We start from the raw sequence: 18,752 nt of genomic DNA on the forward strand, positions 1-18,752 counted from the left end.
TTCCATTTCACAAAAAAACAGGCCCGGAAGCTGATAGCCTCCGGGCCTGTTTTTTTATAAAGATTGAGCGGCTGTGATAATCGCAAGTTTGTAAACGTCATCTGAATTACAGCCACGTGATAAGTCATTAACTGGCTGGTTCAACCCTTGCAGGATCGGCCCGACCGCGTCAAAGTTTCCTAAGCGCTGGGCGATTTTGTAACCGATGTTCCCTGCTTCAAGACTTGGGAAAATAAACGTGTTGGCTTCGCCTTTCAGCGAAGAATCTGGCGCCTTCTTCTCTGCTACAGATGGAACAAAGGCAGCATCAAACTGGAATTCTCCATCAATCATCAGCTCCGAACTCTGTTCTTTAGCAAGCTTCAAAGCATCCGTTACTTTCTCCGTTTCAGGGGATTTAGCTGAGCCTCTTGTGGAGAAGCTTAACATCGCAACTTTAGGATCAATGTCAAACAGTTTTGCCGTATCAGCGCTAGCCAGGGCGATTTCAGCTAAGTCCTGGCTGTCTGGGGAAATGTTTATCGCACAATCAGCGAACACATATTTTTCCTCCTCGCGAACCATGATAAACACGCCAGATGTTTTTTTGATACCTGGCTTGGTTTTAATGATTTGCAGAGCAGGACGAACGGTATCAGCTGTAGAGTGAGCTGCACCACTGACGAGGCCCGCTGCCTCATTCATATAAACGAGCATCGTTCCGAAATAGTTCTCATCTTTAAGAATTTCGCGAGCTTGTTCCTCGGTCGCCTTGCCTTTACGACGCTCTACGAAACTGGCTACCATTTCATCGAAACCATTGTAATGGTCTGGATCAAGAATGTCTGACGTGGAAACATCGACACCTATCTCTTTCGCCTTCTGTTCTACTTTTTCTTTATTACCAACTAGTACAGGTGTGACTAACCCTTCTGCTCCTAGTTTACTGACTGCGGTCAGAATACGTTCATCTAAACCTTCAGGAAACACGACTTTCTTGCCTTTTCCGTCAATTTTAGCTTTCAATGTATCAAAAAGATCACTCATGTTGGACCCTCCCATTTTCACTTCTGTACTATATGATAAGGTGTTTTGTGTTTAATGAAAAGTAATAAGATAGGAATTTTTTCATTAAAACGATTACATCTTCACTGTACCCTACTTTTTTGTTCACAATACGTTCACAGTGCTTGAAATGATGCTTCAGGGACGATTGTGTTATATTGAAGTAGGAAGTACTATTTAAACTTTAGATAAAAGGAGCGATTTTGCCATGCCAGAAACAGTGAATACAGCGGATGGTTGGTACGCCCTGCACGATTTCCGCTCAATCGATTGGACTTCATGGAAATATGCCAGCAGTGAAGAACGCGATCAGGCGATCAGCGAATTCCACCAGTTGATTGGAAAATGGGAAGATACCGAAAAAAATAAACAAGGAAGTCATGCTTTATATACGATCGTCGGACAAAAGGCCGATCTCATGATGATGTTCGTGCGCCCTACGATAGAGGAGTTAAATGAACTGGAAACAGCTTTTGATAAATCTAAGTTAGCTGAGTTCACTTATAAAGCTTACTCCTATGTTTCAGTTGTGGAACTTTCCGATTATATGGGAGAAGTGGATGAAGAAGACCCAAATATTAAAGGCCGCTTGAACCCTATCCTGCCGAAGTGGAATCATATTTGCTTCTATCCGATGGACAAGCGTCGACAGGGTAATGATAACTGGTATGTTCTTGAGAAGGATGACAGGGCCAAGCTTATGTACGCCCATGGCATGACTGGAAGGCAGTACGCAGGAAAGATTCGTCAAATCATTACCGGATCAATCGGATTGGATGATTGGGAATGGGGCGTTACGTTGTTTGCCCATGACGTACTTCAATTTAAAAAGCTCGTATATGATATGCGCTTCGATGAAGTGACCTCTCGCTACGGAGACTTCGGGTCCTTCTATATTGGTAATATACTGCAACCAGAATTTGTGGATCAATTCTTTCACGTATAAATCAAACGAAAGACAGCCTCCAATAAAGGAAGCTGTCTTTCTTTTTACATTTATTTCCACCTCAGGTCATCCAAAATTTGGATGACCTGAGGTGGAAGTTATTTACAATCCGTTAGGCTACACGGCTCTTTTTTGGATGTTAAGGCTTCCGGCTGTGTAAAAGAGGATAAAGGCTGCGCCGATTGCGACAAGTAATGACTGGATTGGAACAGAAAATACTTCTCCTTGAGGCATCATCATTACGAAAGGCTGTACCCATGGATAAATCGGTCGGAATGTTTCTGAATTTGCAACTAAAATATTTGGTAACGTTAAGATCACATTTAACGTAAATGGAGCTGCAAAGCTTGACCAGATCATCGCCAGCCATAACGTTAGCGCAATCAACGGCAATGTGGAAACAAGTCCGCCTGCTGTGCATTTCAATACCAATTCGATCGGAACAGAACCCTCCATCCCTCTTATATACCCTGTCAACATAAAGATTGCAAAGAACATCACTTGGTTCACTGTAACAAGGCCAAACACGATTAAGAATTTTGCCAAATAGACCTGCTGCCTGCCCACCGGCATACTAAACAACTGACGCCAACCCCCATGCTGATGTTCATATCGGCAAATGAATCCGGAAAACACACTAATCATTAACGGCAGGATTAGCAGTGAATGAGCAGGTACCATCATCGTAAATAAAAATATCCATTCATTAGGCAATCCACTAGGGGGACTCCCTGTAAATCCGACAATCCCAGCTAAAAGAGGACTGATGAATAGCAGAACCCACACCTTTGTTTTACGTATTTTCATAAACTCTGATGCTAATAGTGAGCGTACCATCAGGCAATATCCCTCCTTTTGAAATCAAGTACTCCGACAGTAATGATAAGGAGGCCAACCAATAATCCCAGTCCCACAAATAGTAAAGGGTCCTTACCCGGGAACATCAGCGGCCATTTCCAAATCAGCCAGTCTGGAGCTTCATAGGCATAGGTTGAAAAAACGGCGCCAAATATGCCAATCGCCAATGGACCTGCTTGATTTTTAGCCACTATTGACATCCATAGTTGCAGAGCTAAAACAGGCAGCCCTGCAAAGAAGGGATAGAAACTGTTTTCCAGGATGGCGAGGATTGGAAAGTCCCACCCAAACCCTAATCCAACGCCAAGGGCAATCGTACCGATAAATAATAAAATAGAAGAGATTCCAATCATCATAGCTGTCACGAGAAATTTAGAAACAAACACATCTCTTCTTTTTACAGGTAACGCTAATAATTGTTTCCAGGAAGTTTGGCTATGTTCAATTGAAGCGATTTGTGAAGCTAAAATCGTCATCCCTAATAATAGAGCCGGACAAACGAACATATTGACAAACTGAATCAAACTGCCCCACTCATCCGGATGCTGCTGCATGATCCAATCATAACGCACACTATAGTTAACAACCTGAAGTGCAATCACCCCAAATGGCCCCAGGAAGACTAGCAGCCAGAACCACTTGAGCTTCACTTTTAATAAATCAGCTTGCAGAATAGGAAGCATGCGCCTCGCCTCCGTCCTTCGTCAATTCTAAGAAAATATCTTCCAGAGACTGACGCTGCTCCTCGATCCGATAAACTGGAATTTGCTGATTCACTAACGTGGCAACAAGACTCGAAATGTATTCATCCCTGCCCTCTTCCACATAAATATGCTCTTCATCATGTTCAACTACGTAACCTGAAGACAGAAGTTTGGATTTAGCTGCACTTCCATTGCCTACTCTTATACGAACCTGAGGTCGAGCCCGGCTTCTCAATTTCTCAATAGAGTCCTCATAAATCATCTTTCCTTTTAAAATAATGCCAACCTTTGAAGCCATTTGATCAATTTCACTTAACAAGTGGCTGGAGATCATAACCGTGATCCCATACTCCTCTGGCATTGACTTAATCAACTCTCTCATTTCATGGATCCCCGATGGGTCAAGTCCATTCGTCGGCTCATCTAAAATAAGCAGTTCCGGATCCCCGAGTAAAGCAGACGCAATACCTAACCGCTGTTTCATCCCAAGGGAGTATTCCTTCACAGGTCTGTCGCCATCTTTTGTTAAGCGAACAATTGATAATACGTGATCAATACGTGATTTCGGTACTTGCAAGAGTTTTCGCAATGCCTCCAAGTTCTCTCGACCAGTTAAATGTTCGTAATAGGAAGGAGATTCTACGAGCGAACCAACCCTTTTGAGAATATCAATCCTATGACTCTTTAAATCTTTATTAAACACCTTGATACTTCCGCCACTTGGTTTCATCAATCCTAACAGCATTCTAATCGTCGTCGTCTTGCCTGCCCCATTGGGTCCGAGGAATCCATAGATTTCCCCTTTTTTCACTGTAATATCTACCCGATCCACTGCGGTTGCTTTCTTAAATGTTTTAAGCAGCCCATTTGTTGCAATGATTGTTTCACTCATTCTCATCACCTCTACATCCAGCATAGGTGGTCAGAGTTAAATAGAGAGGTCCCTTTCGTTTAAATTTTGTTTAAATTTATGAAACCTTTCAGGACTGGATCCGTATGTTATAACGAAGGAGATGATTCAATGAAAAACCAACCCCTCATCGATTTGCCCACCTCTACTTTCGAAAAACTATCCACTTCAGTATCCTTTCTTACTATTAGCTGTACATTCATTTACTTAGTTATGATTTGGAATCAAATCCCCGAGACCATTCCTGTTCACTTTAATTTAAACGGGGAAGCCGATCGATATGGTGGGAAGTGGTCCATCATTGCTCTTCCCGTTATTTCCCTTTTAATCTGGGTGACCTTTACCATGCTTGAAAAATACCCGCACGCGCACAATTATATCGTCACTATTAACACTCAAAACGCCGAGGCTCAATATAAAAATTCAAAATTGATGTTAAGTGTGTTGAAACTAATTATTATACTCGATTTCTCCTATTTAACATGGTCCAGTATCCAAATTGGACTCGATCATCAAAGTGGCTTAGGTGTTTGGCAAATGTTGATCACACTTGCCGGAACCTTAGGAGTGATCATGATCTTCCTTATTCGCTCGATAAGACTGAAATAGGACGCCCGCTGTTACACCTGGGCGTCCTTTGTTATGAGGTCTATTCTTGTTCCTTCATGATTGGATTTAATTCTTAATTGCAGACCCATTTCTCTTACCATTAAATCGACAATTGATAATCCTATTCCCGCTCCCTTCTGTACTGATTGTTCTTTCATACCTGGACCTCGGTCTTGTATTGTGATCGTATCTTTGGTAACAAAAATACCCGCATAGCGGCCTTGTGAAGCATAGCGAACAATATTTTGCAAAAGGTTATCCAATATGCGCTCCATCCACTTCGTGTCCACTTCCCAGTAAACAGGTATCTCCGCTGTTTGCAAATCCACCTCTATGCGCTTTTCCTCTAAAACGGGATACCAATGGGCAGCCGTCTCCCTCATAAACCGATTCATCTCAAGTTTCTCGGAATGATAAGGATACTTTTTTCCAGACAAAAGCGTAAACGACAACAAATTATCGATCAAGTTGCTGACATAATCAATTTTATTATGGACCGATTGTAATTTTTCCTTTCCATGTTCACTCGTTACTTCTGAGTTGATCCCATTCATTGCAGCTCTTATCGTTGTCAACGGTGTTCGCAAATCATGAGATAAGTTGGCGATCAGTTCTCGTCGAATTTTTTCTTCCTGCTGCTCACGCTGACGACTCTCTTCAAGCTCATGTACCATACGATTAAAGCTTGACTCCAACTGTCCGATTTCGTCATCACCGGACTTTGTGATAGGAAGAGGTAAGCCTGACTCGTCTTTCTTGCGTTCCATCGCCTCCTGCAACCGCATAAGTCGTTTGTGAAACTTTTTAAAAAATACCCACGAAAGAAAGATAAACACAACCATAATACATCCAAATGCTAAAAAAAAGATATAATCGTAACGTTCGCTCAAATTTGTAATAGGCGGATCGATAAATTTACGGTCAAGTTGGACAACCATGAACCCCTGATCCTCTGTCTCTCCTATAAAAGAAACTACTGTAAACGGATCATTTTCATAGTTTTCTTTCATAAACTGAACCGTGTATGCTGAGGACCACTGTTCGGGCAATGACTCCTCGTAATTCACAGTCCCCACTGTCTTCCCCTGGGCATTCACCCAGAACATGGAGGCTGCCGGGAACTCAGAGTGGAGCTCTCGGAGTTGGGAACTGATCTGCTTTTTTGTAGCTCCGTTTAACGCATCTGCTTCCTTGTGCCATCTTGATTCAAAAGAGTCAAAATCCCCGTAAGGTTCATTAGGATCTTCAATTGCAATGCCAGGTAAATATACAACCATAGATACAATTGGAACGCAGATCGGAATCATCAAAACAGCAAATAGGATGAGCAGTAAATACTTTGCCTGCAGAGATTTGAGCCATTTCCTCATCCCCTCACCCTGTAGCCAATCCCGCGAATCGTCTCGATAATTTGCGGATTTGATGGATCCTTCTCCAGCTTTTCTCTTAAATGTCTAATATGGACCATTAAAGATTTATCCCCATCGCGATAAGGTTCCTTCCAGACTCCTTCATAAAGCTGTTCCTTCGTCAAAATTTGATTTAGATGCTTCAGAAAAAACCTGAATATGTAAAATTGCTTCCCTGACAGCATAACCTCTTCGCCAGTTTCTCTATCATGAATAATTTGGCTCTCCTGATAAATATCTAAATGACCAATTTTGAGAGTTTGCTTTCGAGATCGCTCATATTTCCTAAGCTGCACTTCGATTCTCTTCAATAGCTCCTCCGGATGGAAAGGCTTCGTCAAATAATCATCCGCAAATTCCAACCCTTCTAATTTATCATCAATCGATGACCGGGCCGATAACATAATAATGGGAATCGTCGCGTCCATTCGTTTCAATCGGCGGCCAATTGAGAAACCATCAAGACCCGGAAGCATTACATCTAATATGATGAGGTCATACTCACTTAAGTCGTCTGGCAGTTTTATACCTGAGGTCAGCCAACTTGTCTTATAGTTATGTTCATTAAGCTTCTGTGTAATCCACTCTCCAATCTCCAAGTCATCTTCGAGATATAAAATATTCACGATGACCCCTCCCTCTTTTACTATATCTTACAGTAATCATACAACATCTATGGTAATTTTCTAATCTTTTAATCATATCTTATGGGTAGTCGCTCATATAGTGGTTAAGAGTCAGCTTTCGAAGGACATGTAAAAGCGAGGTGACAGGGTGGCTGTCATTCCTAAAACTACAAAAGGTGTAAAGCTGCTTGCTAGATTAATGAGAGCTGAAGCAGAAGGCGATGGCAGACTCGGGATGTTGATGGTGGGAAATACCGGTGTCAACCGTGTAAGAGTAAACTGTCTGGATTTTACAGAAATTGATTCTATTCGAGACATGGTTTTTCAGAGCCCAGGGGGATTTGAGGCTACACAAAAGGGATACTTCTACCAACGAGCACGTGAAAAGGATATTAATCTTGCACGCAAAGTGATCAAAGGAAACAGGTATCATCCCGCTTCCAACTCTCTCTGGTTTTTCAGACCTCCAGGGAACTGCCCTGCCCAGTGGTACGGACAGTCGAATGCAGGAAGGTATAAGTCCCATTGCTTCTATAATCCTCTTAGTTCCGAATGTCCAAAAGCTTATTAATAGGTAAGGAGTGATGATCATGGATAAGCATCAACAAGGATTACAAGATGAACAAGGAGGTGGCAAGAAACAGAATCCGGCCCCTTATTATCCTTCTGTAAACTACTATCCAGGTATGCCCTATAGGCAAAGTGGCAATTCGCAAGGGGGAGGTGCCCAGCAAGGGATGCAAGGTGGTATGCAGGGAGGCGGTATGCAAGGCATGCCGGGTGGTATGCAGGGCATGCCGGGCGGTATGCAGGGCATGCCGGGCGGTATGCAAGGCATGCCAGGTGGTATGCAGGGCATGCAAGGTGGTATGCAGGGCATGCCAGGTGGTATGCAGGGCATGCCAGGCGGTGTGCAGCAAGGAGGCTTGCAAGTTCCCCAAATGCCTCAGGCGCAACAGACAGATGGGTACAATCCTCCAAGCATGCTCCCGATGCAGGAATCGTACATTGAAAACATCTTACGTTTAAACGAAGGAAAAAGAGCCACGGTTTATATGACTTTTGAGAACAATGAACAGTGGAATGCACAAATATTTAGAGGAATTATAGAAGCTGCTGGGCGCGATCACATTATTTTAAGCGATCCGGAAACGGGCAAACGTTATTTATTGTTAATGATCTATTTAGATTACATCACATTCCCTGAAGAAATAAACTATAACTATCCAATACGGTAGTTTCCAATGAATGAGTTCATACTCACCACGTTAATAACATGTAGAGAGCCCACTATAACATAGTGGGCTTCCTGCATCATTCTAATTCAAAGAGGGTAATGATGATGAAGCACCCCTATGAACAGTACTATAAATTACAATTAGCTACCCTGCTGGCAGCTGTTATCCTTGCCATTGTTGCTCTATTCAACTTAGGTCATCAATGGATTGTATTGCTTATGTTCTACATTTTAGCTGTCAGCCTGGCTATTGAAGCTTTCATTGAACTAAAAAAGCAGCAACTGGTCTCGTCTATAAGCCAGCTGCTGCGTGCAGTCATTTTGTTTATATTTGTTACGATCCTTTATTTTTAAAGGTGTTTAAGAACAGCATAACCAAGCAAGATCCAGCCGATCAAAAACGACAACCCGCCAAGCGGTGTAATCATAGCAAACATTTTAATACCCGTAGGTGCATAGATATAGAGACTTCCTGAGAACAACAGGATTCCAATGAAAAAGAACCATCCTGCACTTGTCATCATCCCGGTCTGGATTTTGCTCATGAGTAGAGCTGTTACAAGTAATGCCATCGTATGAAACATTTGATAGTCTACTGCTTTACCCCATTGACCTAAAGACTTTTCAGAAACCTTCCCCTCTAATCCGTGCGCACCAAATGCTCCTAGCGCTACGGCAAAAAAACCGTTTATAATCCCTAGTATTAAGAATAACTTCATGCTCTTCACTCCTTAAAAATCAAAGATTGACTTTCCGTTTGCCTCATCATGATCCAGGCTCGATTTGTCCGCGGACTTTTCTGGTACAGGCTTGTCAGAACCCATCATCTGGCGAATCTCGTCAACGCTAGGCTCCTGTACAGCTTCGGATGAATGATTGGACTCTGAACCCTCTTCCAGTACAAGGTCAGAAAGCAATTTTACAGCACGTATATGTTCACGAACTTTTTGATCATCTCTATGATTCAGCATCGCCTCTTGAATTTCACTGGACATCTTTTTTAAAATGGTTTGATTCGTTATAGCCATGTCTTACTGCTCCTTTTGCAAGATATTCCGTATCACATTATCTACGTCTATCATCTTAACATGCCGCTGTTCTTTATGTCTTGCTTGGACTTAGCCAATAAAAAAGGGAGTCCCGCTGTGGAACTCCCTCATACTATCTATCAGATTATACCAAGTGCTTGCAAGAAGATAAGAATGATTACAATAGGCGCAATGTATTTAACGACCTTATACCATATCCCGCCAAAAATAGAATCCGTCATATCCGCACCTTGCAATGCCTGCTCTTTAGTAAAATACCATCCTACAAACAGAGCCATCGACAGACCGCCCATTGGCAGCAGAATGTTAGAGGCAATGAAGTCCATCGAATCTAAAATGTTGTTATTACCAATCGGTGTTACTCCAGACCATACCCCAAAGCCTAAGGATACAGCAATTCCAATCACAAACATTGTGATTCCGACAAGTATGGTCGTAAACTTACGCGACCACTTAAAGATCCGCATAAAGTATGCAGTAGGAACCTCAAGCATTGAAACAGACGATGTTAATGAAGCAATAATGATCGCAAAGAAAAATACAATCCCTACTACCCCGCCGAGTGGCATGTGTTGAAAAATTCCCGGTAATGTTATAAAGACAAGCTTCGGGCCAGATGCCGGGTCAATGCCAAAAGCAAATACCGCAGGGAAAATTACCACACCTGAAATAACCGCAAAGCTGGTTCCTACGAGACCAATCCCGAGAGTAGCTCCTGGCAATTTATTTTCTTCGGAAAGATAACTGCCATATGTCAGCATAGCCCCCATTCCGAGACTGAGAGAGAAGAATGCCTGACCAAGGGCTGCTAAATAGATCGATGGATCACGGAGAGAGGACCAATCCGGATAAAATAAGAACTTCAGTCCTTCCATAGCCCCATCTAATGATATGCTATAAAATGCAAGGACGATAAGTATGATTGCTAAAATCGGCATAAATAATTTATTAATAAATTCGATACCTTTGTTGACTCCGCCTAATACTACAAAGATCGTAAAGGCCATAAACACGGCCGTCCAAAAGACAGGGTGCCAGGCATGTGTCGTAAACTCTCCAAACGCCCCAGCGTATCCTGCAGCTGGCTGTGTGAAAAATTCACCCGTTATATACTTCCAGAAGTAATAAATCGACCATCCCGCCACAACACTATAGAATCCCAGGATTAGAAAAGCACTGATTACTCCGAAAAAACCAGATAGAAACCACGGAGTGCCAGGAGCGAGCTTTTTAAAGGAACCAACTACATCGCTCTGTGCCTTTCGCCCAATACTAACTTCCGTCAGTAAAAGTGGAACACCTATTAACAGGATGAATACGAGATACAGAAGTAAAAAGGCGCCTCCTCCATTATTTCCCGCTACGAAAGCGAATCGCCAAATATTTCCCAGCCCTACAGCTGACCCTAAGGCCGCAAGCATAAATCCCAATCTCGTCCCCCATTTTTCCCTTGCCATAGTCTCTTCATCTCCTTTCATTCTATTTAAATATCCTTCAGCATATCATATATTCAAAGCATGCACGACAGACAACAAACAATTGCATTTTATTTACAGCCTGATGTCAATCTTAGAAGTTGTAGAAGTCTTTGATGGAGAATGGCCCGTGACTTTCCTTTCAAATTGCATACAACTTGTTCCAGTTGTTTTTAGAATAAAATCTGACGGCATCTCTTTTCCTTTAAACCCATAAGCTTTGCATTCTCGCGGGAACTTCGGGTTCCAGGTTGAAAAGAAATGCTTACACTTAAAACAATTCACCTTACCCATGCCACCCCTCTTTCAAAGAACAGTTATATGATAGAATCATAGCACAGCAAAACTAGATTCACTAGGATGTGTAATCATGCAAAAATGGTTCGGACCTTGGATTAATCAGCCATTTCAGCTATTTGGAACAGCCCATCTTATCATGCTTATCGTATTTTCGGCAGGAATGGCAGCCCTATATCTGTTTTCCGCAAACCTTAGAAAAGGAACACGTTCACATCACGTCGTAAGGTGGGGGTTATTCTTCCTGCTCATAACTTCTGAGATAAGCTATCAAGTATGGACGCTTTCAAACGGTTTGTTCTCTCCAGCCGAGCATTTGCCGTTGCATTTGTGCGGAATTGCTTCTCTGATTGCTATGGCTGGATTGCTCACTTACCAGAAAAAACTGATCCAAATCAATTATTTTATTGGCATTATCCCTGCTTTGCTTGCGCTCATTACACCAGATATTCCGCATGGGTATGAGCACTATCGATTCTGGAAGTTCTTTTTACACCATATGGCTATCCCATGGGCAAGCTTCTTCTTACTTGTAACCTCCTCTGTATCAATTAATTGGCGGGTCATGAGTAAAACGTACAGTTACCTTATCCTATATGCAATGTTCATCGGAGGTATGAATCATCTTATCGGATCTAATTATCTTTACCTAAGTGGTCCTCCAGCTGCAAACACCCCGCTGAATTATTTAGGGGAAGGGTTACAGTACTACCTGAATTTATCCTTGCTTGCTCTTGCAGTGTTCTCATTGATGCTGGGGATTTATCGAAAAGGTCGGCTTTCCTTTCCTTCATGAGTAGATTACTATAAAGAATAGAGCCAGAAGGGAGAGTTGAAATGGAAATCAAACCGCTTACGAATTTCACGTCATTTACCGCTATTCAAAGCCGCTGTTACCCTGGAATGGGACTTACTACAGAAGAGGATAAGCAAAAAGCAGCTGAACACCGCGAGAGGATGGACCAATACGATCGCATTCATCATATCGGTGGCTATAAGGAAAATCAGCTTGTAGGAGGATATATCGCCTACTCGCTTCCCATGAATGTCTATGGTAAAACTGTACCGACTTTAGGGGTTGGCACACTGGCAGTTGACCTGCCTTATAAAAAGCAGGGCATCGCTAAGCGTTTAGTTAAACATGGCATTGAACAAGCGAAACAAGAAGGTAGCCCTCTCGTACACCTTTATCCATTTCGCCCGGATTTTTATCGAAAAATGGGATTCGGATTTGGACCACAGCTAAGTCTGCATCAGTTTTCACCAGGTCAGCTCCCTTGCTTCGATCACACAACCACAGCAAGCCGGCTTGAGGACCAGAGGGAGATTATGGATTTCTATAATAATTGGGCCGAGCAAACACACGGGGCTTGTCATAAAGCTGATTACGAATTCCGCCATGTAAACATGGAGCATACGGACGTGATCGGTTGTCGCATCAATGGAAAACTCAAAGGCTACATGATCTTTGAGTATAAGCAGCAGCCGCATGATACATTCTTGAAGCATGATTTACATATTACCGACTGGTTTACTCAATCGGATGAAGCCTTTCAATCACTCATTAACTTTCTTCATAATCAGAAGGATCAAGTGCGATCCATCGTGTTCCCAACGTATGAAGATTCTCTGGCTTTTTTAATGGATGATCCGAGGAATGTCACGGAAGACCTTATCTTTCGCATGTATCACGAAACTCATAAACGGGGGACTGGTGTCATGTATCGTATTGTTGACCTGCCGCTGTTCATGAATTTTGTGAGTGACCATTCCTTTGGGAAGGAAAGTATTACCGTACATTTCGAAGTGGAAGATACTCTAATGAAAACCGAACAAATAACTTATTCTTACCGGTTTGAGGAAGGAAAACCAGTGGCGTGCGATAGCCGTGATGAGGGAGTCCAAATCACAATAGATATTGCTGATTTGTCTTCCTTGCTGATGGGGTGTGTGTCATTATCGACACTTTTACGATTTAAAAGAGCTAAGATCAGCGGGCAAAACAACATGACGGCACAGGCTAAGCGACTTTTTGATTCTCCACAGAAACCAGAGAACTGGTCTTCTTTTTAAATCATTATAAATAATGGCTAGCCAGGTAAAAAAATGGACCTTTTGCAAAGGAATTCTACGCCTGGCTAGTCGTTTTTTCGCTAGAATACGTAAGGTGAATAGACAAAGATGATAATCATCACCCAAATAAAATCAACAAAGTGCCAATAGTAATTGAAGATTCTTTGCTTTTCATTGAACAAAGCTGATGGAATATTCCGCTTTAACTGAAGCATCAGCAAGAGCATCCAGCCGAGGCCAAAGGCTACGTGGGATGCATGCAGACCGACTAACGTATAAAAGGAAGCCATAAAGTTATTCACTGAAATTGTGTACCCTTCGTGGACTGCATATTTATAGAATTCATGCACCTCAAGTCCGAGGAACACAGCACCAAGCAGAAACGTTGTGATCAGCCCAATCCAGACCTTCATCCGGCTGGCATCCTTCAGCCCTTTTTCTGCAATCAGCAAAGTTGCACTACTGGGCAGCAAGAAGGCTGAAGTCATGATCACAGACCGTAAGTCAAACGCTTCTGTTGGGGTGACCCCCTTTTCAGGAGGAGTAAAAATAATGTAAGTAGCAAACAACGTTGCGAACATAACAGCCTCTACTCCTAAATAAATGTAGAAACCTAAGCGCTTATCACCGAATAGCTCACGTGATACTGTCTGATTCATTATGGTTTCTCCTCCTCTCGATATGCCTGTCTGCGTTCATCTGTTAACGATCGGATAACTAAGAAGGCTAGTGCCCCTATTCCAAAGATAACCTGCAGCCAGACCCAGTGATATATAAAAGCAATACTTAATGCCATCATAACCCCAGCCAGCATAATGGGCTGGTAGGTTTCAACAGAGATCGGGGAAGGTCTTGGATCATCTGCATATTCAAGTTTCTTATTCTTGATTTTGCAGTACCAGAACTCATCCATACGTTTCACTTTGGGCATCGGGTTAAAAGGATGTTCTGGGGCTGGGGAGGCAACTGACCAATCTAGTGTCCTTCCATCCCAAGGGTCTCCGTCTGCTTTTTTTCCGTAACGATGGGTCTTATAAAGGTTCCAGATGACAAACAGCATACTAATCCCCATCAAGTAGGCGCCGACGGTACTTATGGCATTGAAAATAAATACATTATCCGCCCATGAGTATGTGTACACGCGGCGCGGCATCCCATTTAATCCTGCAAAATGCTGAGGCAGGAATGTAAGGTGAAAGCCAATCAGAAACAACCAGAAGTGCCAGCGGCCAAGCTTATCATCAAGTACTTTCCCTGTCATTTTCGGATACCAGTAATAGATGCCTGCAAAAGCGCCTAAAATCGTCCCGCCAACCATTGTGTAATGAAAGTGGGCTACAACGAAGTAGGAATCATGGTACTGGTAATCCGCCGCCGCTACAGCAAGCATAACTCCTGTGACCCCGCCCATAACAAATGTCGGGATAAAGCCTAAGGAAAATAACATCGGAGTTTTCATACGAATGACACCGCCACGCATGGTAAATAACCAGTTAAATACTTTGACCCCGGTGGGAATAGCTATCAACATGGTCGTAATGGCAAAAACAGAATTCGCCAATGGCCCCATTCCAACCGTAAACATGTGGTGAGCCCATACCATGAAACCGAGCAGCCCGATCAGGGCCAGCGCAATCACCATAGATGTATAGCCATACACTCTTTTCCTGGAAAAATTCGAAATTACATCAGAAAATATTCCAAATGCAGGGAGTATAAGAATATAAACTTCCGGATGGCCGAAAATCCAGAATAGGTGCTGCCAATAAACCGGTGATCCGATCTCCCCAGTGAAGAAGGAGGTCCCGTAAAACCGATCAAACATTAACAGAAATAAAGCAATCGTTAAAACGGGAAAGGCTACCAGAATCAGCGATGAAGTGATAAGGGTAGACCATGGGAACAGCGGCATCCTTGATAATTTCAGTCCTGGTGCTCGCAGCCGAATGACCGTTACGATCATGTTGATGGCTGTAAAGATTGTCCCAAGCCCCGAGACCTGTAACCCCAATATGTAATAGTTAATGTTGGGACCCGGTGTATAAGTATCCGTTGATAGCGGTGCATAAGCTGTCCACCCTGTATTGGGAGCGGCATTCATGAAGAACGACATGTTAAAGATAATCCCGCCCGCAAGGAAAAACCAAAAGCTAATAGCATTTAAATAAGGAAATGCTAAATCATTTGCACCTATTTGCAGTGGTACAGCGACGTTCATCAGACCTATTAATAATGGCATCGCCACAAAAAAGATCATAATGGTTCCATGGGTCGTGAACACTTCATTATACTTATCACCCTGGAAGACCCAGAAATCGTTGTTTGGTACAGCTAGTTGGGTACGAATAAACATGGCATCCATTCCTGCTCTAAAGAAAAAGATGATGGCAAATAAAATGTACATGGTGCCAATTTTACGATGGTGTGTTGTTCTCATATATTCAAATACAACAGGCCATTTTTTTGCCTTTGTCAGCCACGAAAGCAAAACAATGCCAACAATTATTGTAAATATCCAAGCTGCTACAACATCAGAAGGAATTTGACCAATTGATGGTAAATTCATAGTTTGTCCACCTGCCTATCTCTTGGGATATCATTCTGTTGCTAACCAGTTCTCAAATTCTTCCTGAGTCACAACTTTCGTTTCAAACCTCATGTTTGCATGTCCAGCGCCACAGAACTCAGCGCATTTCCCTTGAAAGGTTCCCGTAACTTGCGGTACAAACGAAAGTCTATTTTCTTTATTGGGTCTCACATCCATTTTCCCGGCCAATCTAGGAACCCAAAAAGAATGAATAACATCACTAGAGTTTAAGCGAAGGGTAACTTTTTGATCCTTAGGTAAAACGAGTTCGTCCATCGTTTTTTTCCCATTCTCATAAGTGAATTTCCAGCGAAACTGTTCTGCTTTGACATCCACCACTACTGCTTCCTTCGCTATATCATCACCTGAGCCAGCAATCGTAGAGGTGATATCATATGTAGCTTTGACCGTAGGCACCGCTAAAATCGCTAACAAAATAAAAGGGATAACGGTCCAGGTTACCTCTAAGAGTTTGTTTTCCTTTTTTTCCTCGGGAATCTTATCAGATGTTTCCGGTCTTTCTTTATACTTTCTAATGAATAACACAAACAAAATAAACACGACCGCCAGTACGAGCATCATAATCGCAAAGCTTAGGTAAATAAGGTCAGTTATTTTTTCTGCTGAATTACTTGCAGGATCCATTACTCGAAGACTACATCCGCTCAGCAAAACTAATGTGAATAAGGGCAATAGTTTTTTCATACCACTCCAACCTTTTCTATAATTTAGTGTACTGCACGACCCGTTTTTCTACTAAGGGATTTACAAGTACATATCCTCTTCTCTGACACTTAAAACGTGCTGCAAAAAAAAGATGGTTGTATTTCAAGTCGTCATCCATGTAAGTTCAAGCTTACTAGACAAAAAAAGTCCACTTCTAGCGACTGCTAAAAGTGGGACTGCGATCTTTATGTGTTTATTTGATTCTCCAAAATTTTAACCCTTTCCTCTAACCTTTCATATTCTTCCCTGGGTACAAATCCCATTTTCTTTATCTGCTCCTTTGCTTTAGCCTGTGAGCGTTCATTCCACTCACTATTCACCTGCTCTCCTTTAGACACCCAGGAGTTCAACATATCCTTCGCCTCTGATGGGGAGACATCGCCTCTGGCAGCCATATCATTTACAACGGATTCGAATTTTTCCTTTCCACTCGCAGCAGCACCCAGCCCAAGGTAGAATCCTTGCTTCAACAATTCCCTCATTTGCAAAACCTCCTTTAATATTTAGTATTCTTAATCATACGAAAGTGACTCACTGTAACAACAAGCATTCCGAATAGTCCTATTCCTCCAACAACTATGCCCAATAGTAACAAAAGGCTGTAGTTTCCGACAAAAGCGTAAATAACCGTCCCTGAACCCGCTGACATGACTAAAAAAGCTAGCAGCCCATACAACAAGTAAAACTGATGAAAGAATTTCTTTTGTAGTCTAGAACGCTGCCACTCTCTTTGTTTATTGCCGTCTTCTAAGAACTGAATAAGGGCGCGCGGTAATGAGAGAAGCGGTTTTGCTGATTCTCTTATGATTTCTTTATAAAAAGATGTATGAGAATCTGTACCCGACATCCACCGTTTAATGACCGGTCTGCCCCAGTCAATTAAGTCAACTTGAGGATGAATCGTTGTTAAGACCCCTACAACAATCGATGCCGCCCTTCCCAAAAAGGCATAGTCCGCTGGAAGTTGAATCGGCTGCTGTTTGATGAAGACCTGCAATTCATCCATAATGTCATTCGTTTTGTTGGCATCCAATTGTCCGAAACCACCGTCTAAATATAAATCTGTGGTTTGTTTAATGATTTTCTTTACACGATCAATATCTGCTTCTGCTAATAAAAAATCCATTTCAATTAATGCCCCAACAACACGATCATAATCCTCCAGTATGAAACCCTGAACCATGGACCGGATTGAATCTGCATCTGTTTTTTTCACCTCACCGACCATCCCAAAGTCAATCACTACCATTGTTCCATCAGGACGTATCAACAAGTTACCTGAATGGGGGTCGGAATGAAACATGCCGGAAAACAAAAACTGTTCGACACATAAATCAAACAATGTTTTAGCTACTTTTTCAGGCTTGATCCCATGTTTTTTCATAAACGACAAGTCAGTAATTTTCGCCCCTTCAATCCACTCCATCGTAAGAACACGTTCGGTAGACATCTCTTGATAGTAGTAAGGTGTATAGACATAAGGAAAGTCTTTGAATCTTCTTTTAAAACGATGACCGTTATCAAGTTCCAGTCTGAAATCCAGTTCATTTGTAATAACAGTAACTACTTCTTTATACAAAGCTGGCAAATCAGCCTTTTTCCCATACCTTGTGAACTTTCCTATAATAAAAAACACTATCCTCAGCGCTTTGAAATCAACGTTAAAAATTTCTCGCACACGATAGCGCTGTACTTTGACGGCCACCGATGCACCATTATGCAATGTTCCATGGTAGACATCACCTATAGAGGCTGAAGCAACAGGAGATTCATGAAGAGATTTAAGCTGCTGATAAATCGAGCAGCCCCACTCTTCTTCCAAAATCTTTTTGGAATAGTGAAATGGAACCGGCTCTACCCGGTCAACCAACCCTTCCAGCTCTCTTATAAAAGAGCGCGGGAGCAGGTCGGCTCTTGAACTGAGAAACTGTCCAAATTTAATCAATAAGCCGCCAAGCCGTATAGCAGTTTCCCGATATTCTTGAGCCTGTTTCTTAAGTAGTTCCTTCCACTTCCGCTTCGTAACCTGATCCCAAATTCGGTGTCTTTTTTGAAACCAGAAGATTTGCAACAGAAACTTTACAGCCATCCAGACGATGACCGTAATCCGGTAAACTGATATGTATTTAAGTCGGCTGCCCATTTCCCTCCTCCTTTTATAGAATTCTCCTTTTACTTTACCCTAAATGCTATAATTCGAAT

Annotated in this window: 21 protein-coding genes; 7 read left to right on the forward strand and 14 right to left on the reverse strand. The window is 42.4% G+C overall.

Annotated features, from left to right (window positions below; translation table 11 throughout):
* Window positions 1–54: 54 nt before the first annotated feature.
* Window positions 55–1,026 carry a phosphate acetyltransferase gene (pta, locus tag P9989_RS19120; protein ID WP_283076436.1) on the reverse strand — a complete coding sequence of 324 codons (972 nt, stop codon included), beginning with the start codon at window positions 1,024–1,026 and terminating at the stop codon, window positions 55–57.
* A 226-nt stretch (window positions 1,027–1,252) separates the two neighbouring features.
* Here pta and hemQ point away from each other — a divergent pair, with 226 nt between their 5' ends.
* On the forward strand, window positions 1,253–1,990 hold the full coding sequence (gene hemQ / locus P9989_RS19125) for a hydrogen peroxide-dependent heme synthase (protein WP_283076437.1): 738 nt from the start codon (window positions 1,253–1,255) through the stop codon (window positions 1,988–1,990).
* A 117-nt stretch (window positions 1,991–2,107) separates the two neighbouring features.
* Here hemQ and P9989_RS19130 read toward each other — a convergent pair whose 3' ends face one another.
* Genes P9989_RS19130 through P9989_RS19140 form a run of 3 tightly spaced genes read right to left on the reverse strand, consistent with a single transcriptional unit; the run spans window position 2,108 to window position 4,444 of the window.
* A complete protein-coding gene (locus P9989_RS19130) occupies window positions 2,108–2,827 on the reverse strand; it encodes an ABC transporter permease (RefSeq protein ID WP_283076438.1) in 720 nt (239 codons plus the stop codon).
* On the reverse strand, window positions 2,827–3,531 hold the full coding sequence (locus P9989_RS19135) for an ABC transporter permease (protein ID WP_283076439.1): 705 nt from the start codon (window positions 3,529–3,531) through the stop codon (window positions 2,827–2,829). Before P9989_RS19135 ends, P9989_RS19130 begins: the two co-directional genes overlap by 1 nt.
* The gene (locus tag P9989_RS19140; RefSeq protein ID WP_283076440.1) at window positions 3,509–4,444 is read right to left on the reverse strand and encodes an ABC transporter ATP-binding protein; all 936 of its coding nucleotides are present in this window, start codon (window positions 4,442–4,444) and stop codon (window positions 3,509–3,511) included. The genes P9989_RS19135 and P9989_RS19140 overlap by 23 nt, the downstream gene beginning before the upstream one ends.
* A 129-nt stretch (window positions 4,445–4,573) precedes the next feature.
* Between P9989_RS19140 and P9989_RS19145 the strand changes: the two genes are divergently transcribed.
* Window positions 4,574–5,071, forward strand: coding sequence for a DUF1648 domain-containing protein (locus P9989_RS19145; protein ID WP_283076441.1), 498 nt, complete (start codon window positions 4,574–4,576; stop codon window positions 5,069–5,071).
* An 11-nt stretch (window positions 5,072–5,082) separates the two neighbouring features.
* Here P9989_RS19145 and P9989_RS19150 read toward each other — a convergent pair whose 3' ends face one another.
* Both P9989_RS19150 and P9989_RS19155 read right to left on the reverse strand, forming a co-directional pair.
* Entirely contained in the window at window positions 5,083–6,441 is a 1,359-nt protein-coding gene (locus P9989_RS19150; RefSeq protein WP_283076442.1) for a HAMP domain-containing sensor histidine kinase, read from the reverse strand.
* On the reverse strand, window positions 6,438–7,109 hold the full coding sequence (locus P9989_RS19155; protein WP_283078986.1) for a response regulator transcription factor: 672 nt from the start codon (window positions 7,107–7,109) through the stop codon (window positions 6,438–6,440). Before P9989_RS19155 ends, P9989_RS19150 begins: the two co-directional genes overlap by 4 nt.
* Window positions 7,110–7,254: 145 nt before the next feature.
* On the opposite strand from P9989_RS19155, the gene P9989_RS19160 reads away from it, so the two are divergent.
* The 3 genes from P9989_RS19160 (at window position 7,255) to P9989_RS19170 (ending at window position 8,697) form a co-directional block, all read left to right on the forward strand.
* A complete protein-coding gene (locus tag P9989_RS19160) occupies window positions 7,255–7,677 on the forward strand; it encodes a cell wall hydrolase (RefSeq protein WP_283076443.1) in 423 nt (140 codons plus the stop codon).
* Window positions 7,678–7,792: 115 nt separating this feature from the next.
* Window positions 7,793–8,344 carry a spore coat protein GerQ gene (gene gerQ, locus P9989_RS19165; RefSeq protein ID WP_390305297.1) on the forward strand — a complete coding sequence of 184 codons (552 nt, stop codon included), beginning with the start codon at window positions 7,793–7,795 and terminating at the stop codon, window positions 8,342–8,344.
* A 101-nt stretch (window positions 8,345–8,445) separates the two neighbouring features.
* Window positions 8,446–8,697 (forward strand): hypothetical protein, encoded by a 252-nt coding sequence (locus tag P9989_RS19170; protein ID WP_283076444.1) that lies wholly within the window; start codon window positions 8,446–8,448, stop codon window positions 8,695–8,697.
* On the opposite strand, the gene P9989_RS19175 is transcribed toward P9989_RS19170, so the two are convergent.
* From P9989_RS19175 to P9989_RS19185, 3 genes are all read right to left on the reverse strand, one after another.
* On the reverse strand, window positions 8,694–9,062 hold the full coding sequence (locus P9989_RS19175) for a DUF423 domain-containing protein (RefSeq protein WP_283076445.1): 369 nt from the start codon (window positions 9,060–9,062) through the stop codon (window positions 8,694–8,696). The two genes, P9989_RS19170 and P9989_RS19175, sit on opposite strands and share 4 nt — an antisense overlap.
* 12 nt (window positions 9,063–9,074) lie before the next feature.
* Window positions 9,075–9,371, reverse strand: coding sequence for a YwdI family protein (locus tag P9989_RS19180; RefSeq protein WP_283076446.1), 297 nt, complete (start codon window positions 9,369–9,371; stop codon window positions 9,075–9,077).
* Between the two features lie 140 nt (window positions 9,372–9,511).
* The gene (locus P9989_RS19185; protein ID WP_283076447.1) at window positions 9,512–10,849 is read right to left on the reverse strand and encodes a sodium-dependent transporter; all 1,338 of its coding nucleotides are present in this window, start codon (window positions 10,847–10,849) and stop codon (window positions 9,512–9,514) included.
* A 388-nt stretch (window positions 10,850–11,237) separates the two neighbouring features.
* On the opposite strand from P9989_RS19185, the gene P9989_RS19190 reads away from it, so the two are divergent.
* Together P9989_RS19190 and P9989_RS19195 are read left to right on the forward strand one after the other, a co-directional pair.
* Complete coding sequence (locus tag P9989_RS19190) at window positions 11,238–11,960, forward strand: YwaF family protein (protein WP_283076448.1); 723 nt, start codon at window positions 11,238–11,240, stop codon at window positions 11,958–11,960.
* A 41-nt stretch (window positions 11,961–12,001) separates the two neighbouring features.
* Complete coding sequence (locus P9989_RS19195) at window positions 12,002–13,237, forward strand: GNAT family N-acetyltransferase (protein WP_283076449.1); 1,236 nt, start codon at window positions 12,002–12,004, stop codon at window positions 13,235–13,237.
* 80 nt (window positions 13,238–13,317) lie between these two features.
* Here the strand turns inward: P9989_RS19195 and P9989_RS19200 are convergent, their stop codons facing one another.
* The 5 genes from P9989_RS19200 to P9989_RS19220 all read right to left on the reverse strand — a co-directional run bounded on the left by P9989_RS19200 (window position 13,318) and on the right by P9989_RS19220 (window position 18,693).
* Window positions 13,318–13,896, reverse strand: coding sequence for a cytochrome c oxidase subunit 3 (locus P9989_RS19200; RefSeq protein ID WP_283076450.1), 579 nt, complete (start codon window positions 13,894–13,896; stop codon window positions 13,318–13,320).
* On the reverse strand, window positions 13,896–15,803 hold the full coding sequence (gene ctaD, locus P9989_RS19205; RefSeq protein WP_283076451.1) for a cytochrome c oxidase subunit I: 1,908 nt from the start codon (window positions 15,801–15,803) through the stop codon (window positions 13,896–13,898). The genes P9989_RS19200 and ctaD overlap by 1 nt, the downstream gene beginning before the upstream one ends.
* 30 nt (window positions 15,804–15,833) lie before the next feature.
* Window positions 15,834–16,529, reverse strand: a complete 696-nt coding sequence (coxB, locus tag P9989_RS19210; RefSeq protein WP_283076452.1) for a cytochrome c oxidase subunit II — start codon at window positions 16,527–16,529, stop codon at window positions 15,834–15,836.
* 206 nt (window positions 16,530–16,735) lie between these two features.
* Complete coding sequence (locus P9989_RS19215; protein ID WP_283076453.1) at window positions 16,736–17,032, reverse strand: phasin family protein; 297 nt, start codon at window positions 17,030–17,032, stop codon at window positions 16,736–16,738.
* 14 nt (window positions 17,033–17,046) lie between these two features.
* Complete coding sequence (locus P9989_RS19220; RefSeq protein ID WP_283076454.1) at window positions 17,047–18,693, reverse strand: ABC1 kinase family protein; 1,647 nt, start codon at window positions 18,691–18,693, stop codon at window positions 17,047–17,049.
* Between the last annotated feature and the right edge of the window lie 59 nt (window positions 18,694–18,752).

This window comes from Halobacillus naozhouensis (assembly GCF_029714185.1).
Classification (GTDB): Bacteria; Bacillota; Bacilli; order Bacillales; family Halobacillaceae; genus Halobacillus_A; species Halobacillus_A naozhouensis.

What these genes read in the sequence shown, in the direction of transcription:
- pta (WP_283076436.1), bottom strand. Translation starts at nt 1,026, where the DNA reads ATGAGTGATCTTTTTGATACATTGAAAGCTAAAATTGACGGAAAAGGC.
- hemQ (WP_283076437.1), top strand. Translation starts at nt 1,253, where the DNA reads ATGCCAGAAACAGTGAATACAGCGGATGGTTGGTACGCCCTGCACGAT.
- P9989_RS19130 (WP_283076438.1), bottom strand. Translation starts at nt 2,827, where the DNA reads ATGGTACGCTCACTATTAGCATCAGAGTTTATGAAAATACGTAAAACA.
- P9989_RS19135 (WP_283076439.1), bottom strand. Translation starts at nt 3,531, where the DNA reads ATGCTTCCTATTCTGCAAGCTGATTTATTAAAAGTGAAGCTCAAGTGG.
- P9989_RS19140 (WP_283076440.1), bottom strand. Translation starts at nt 4,444, where the DNA reads ATGAGTGAAACAATCATTGCAACAAATGGGCTGCTTAAAACATTTAAG.
- P9989_RS19145 (WP_283076441.1), top strand. Translation starts at nt 4,574, where the DNA reads ATGAAAAACCAACCCCTCATCGATTTGCCCACCTCTACTTTCGAAAAA.
- P9989_RS19150 (WP_283076442.1), bottom strand. Translation starts at nt 6,441, where the DNA reads ATGAGGAAATGGCTCAAATCTCTGCAGGCAAAGTATTTACTGCTCATC.
- gerQ (WP_390305297.1), top strand. Translation starts at nt 7,793, where the DNA reads ATGCCCTATAGGCAAAGTGGCAATTCGCAAGGGGGAGGTGCCCAGCAA.
- P9989_RS19170 (WP_283076444.1), top strand. Translation starts at nt 8,446, where the DNA reads ATGATGAAGCACCCCTATGAACAGTACTATAAATTACAATTAGCTACC.
- P9989_RS19175 (WP_283076445.1), bottom strand. Translation starts at nt 9,062, where the DNA reads ATGAAGTTATTCTTAATACTAGGGATTATAAACGGTTTTTTTGCCGTA.
- P9989_RS19180 (WP_283076446.1), bottom strand. Translation starts at nt 9,371, where the DNA reads ATGGCTATAACGAATCAAACCATTTTAAAAAAGATGTCCAGTGAAATT.
- P9989_RS19185 (WP_283076447.1), bottom strand. Translation starts at nt 10,849, where the DNA reads ATGGCAAGGGAAAAATGGGGGACGAGATTGGGATTTATGCTTGCGGCC.
- P9989_RS19190 (WP_283076448.1), top strand. Translation starts at nt 11,238, where the DNA reads ATGCAAAAATGGTTCGGACCTTGGATTAATCAGCCATTTCAGCTATTT.
- P9989_RS19195 (WP_283076449.1), top strand. Translation starts at nt 12,002, where the DNA reads ATGGAAATCAAACCGCTTACGAATTTCACGTCATTTACCGCTATTCAA.
- P9989_RS19200 (WP_283076450.1), bottom strand. Translation starts at nt 13,896, where the DNA reads ATGAATCAGACAGTATCACGTGAGCTATTCGGTGATAAGCGCTTAGGT.
- ctaD (WP_283076451.1), bottom strand. Translation starts at nt 15,803, where the DNA reads ATGAATTTACCATCAATTGGTCAAATTCCTTCTGATGTTGTAGCAGCT.
- coxB (WP_283076452.1), bottom strand. Translation starts at nt 16,529, where the DNA reads ATGAAAAAACTATTGCCCTTATTCACATTAGTTTTGCTGAGCGGATGT.
- P9989_RS19215 (WP_283076453.1), bottom strand. Translation starts at nt 17,032, where the DNA reads ATGAGGGAATTGTTGAAGCAAGGATTCTACCTTGGGCTGGGTGCTGCT.
- P9989_RS19220 (WP_283076454.1), bottom strand. Translation starts at nt 18,693, where the DNA reads ATGGGCAGCCGACTTAAATACATATCAGTTTACCGGATTACGGTCATC.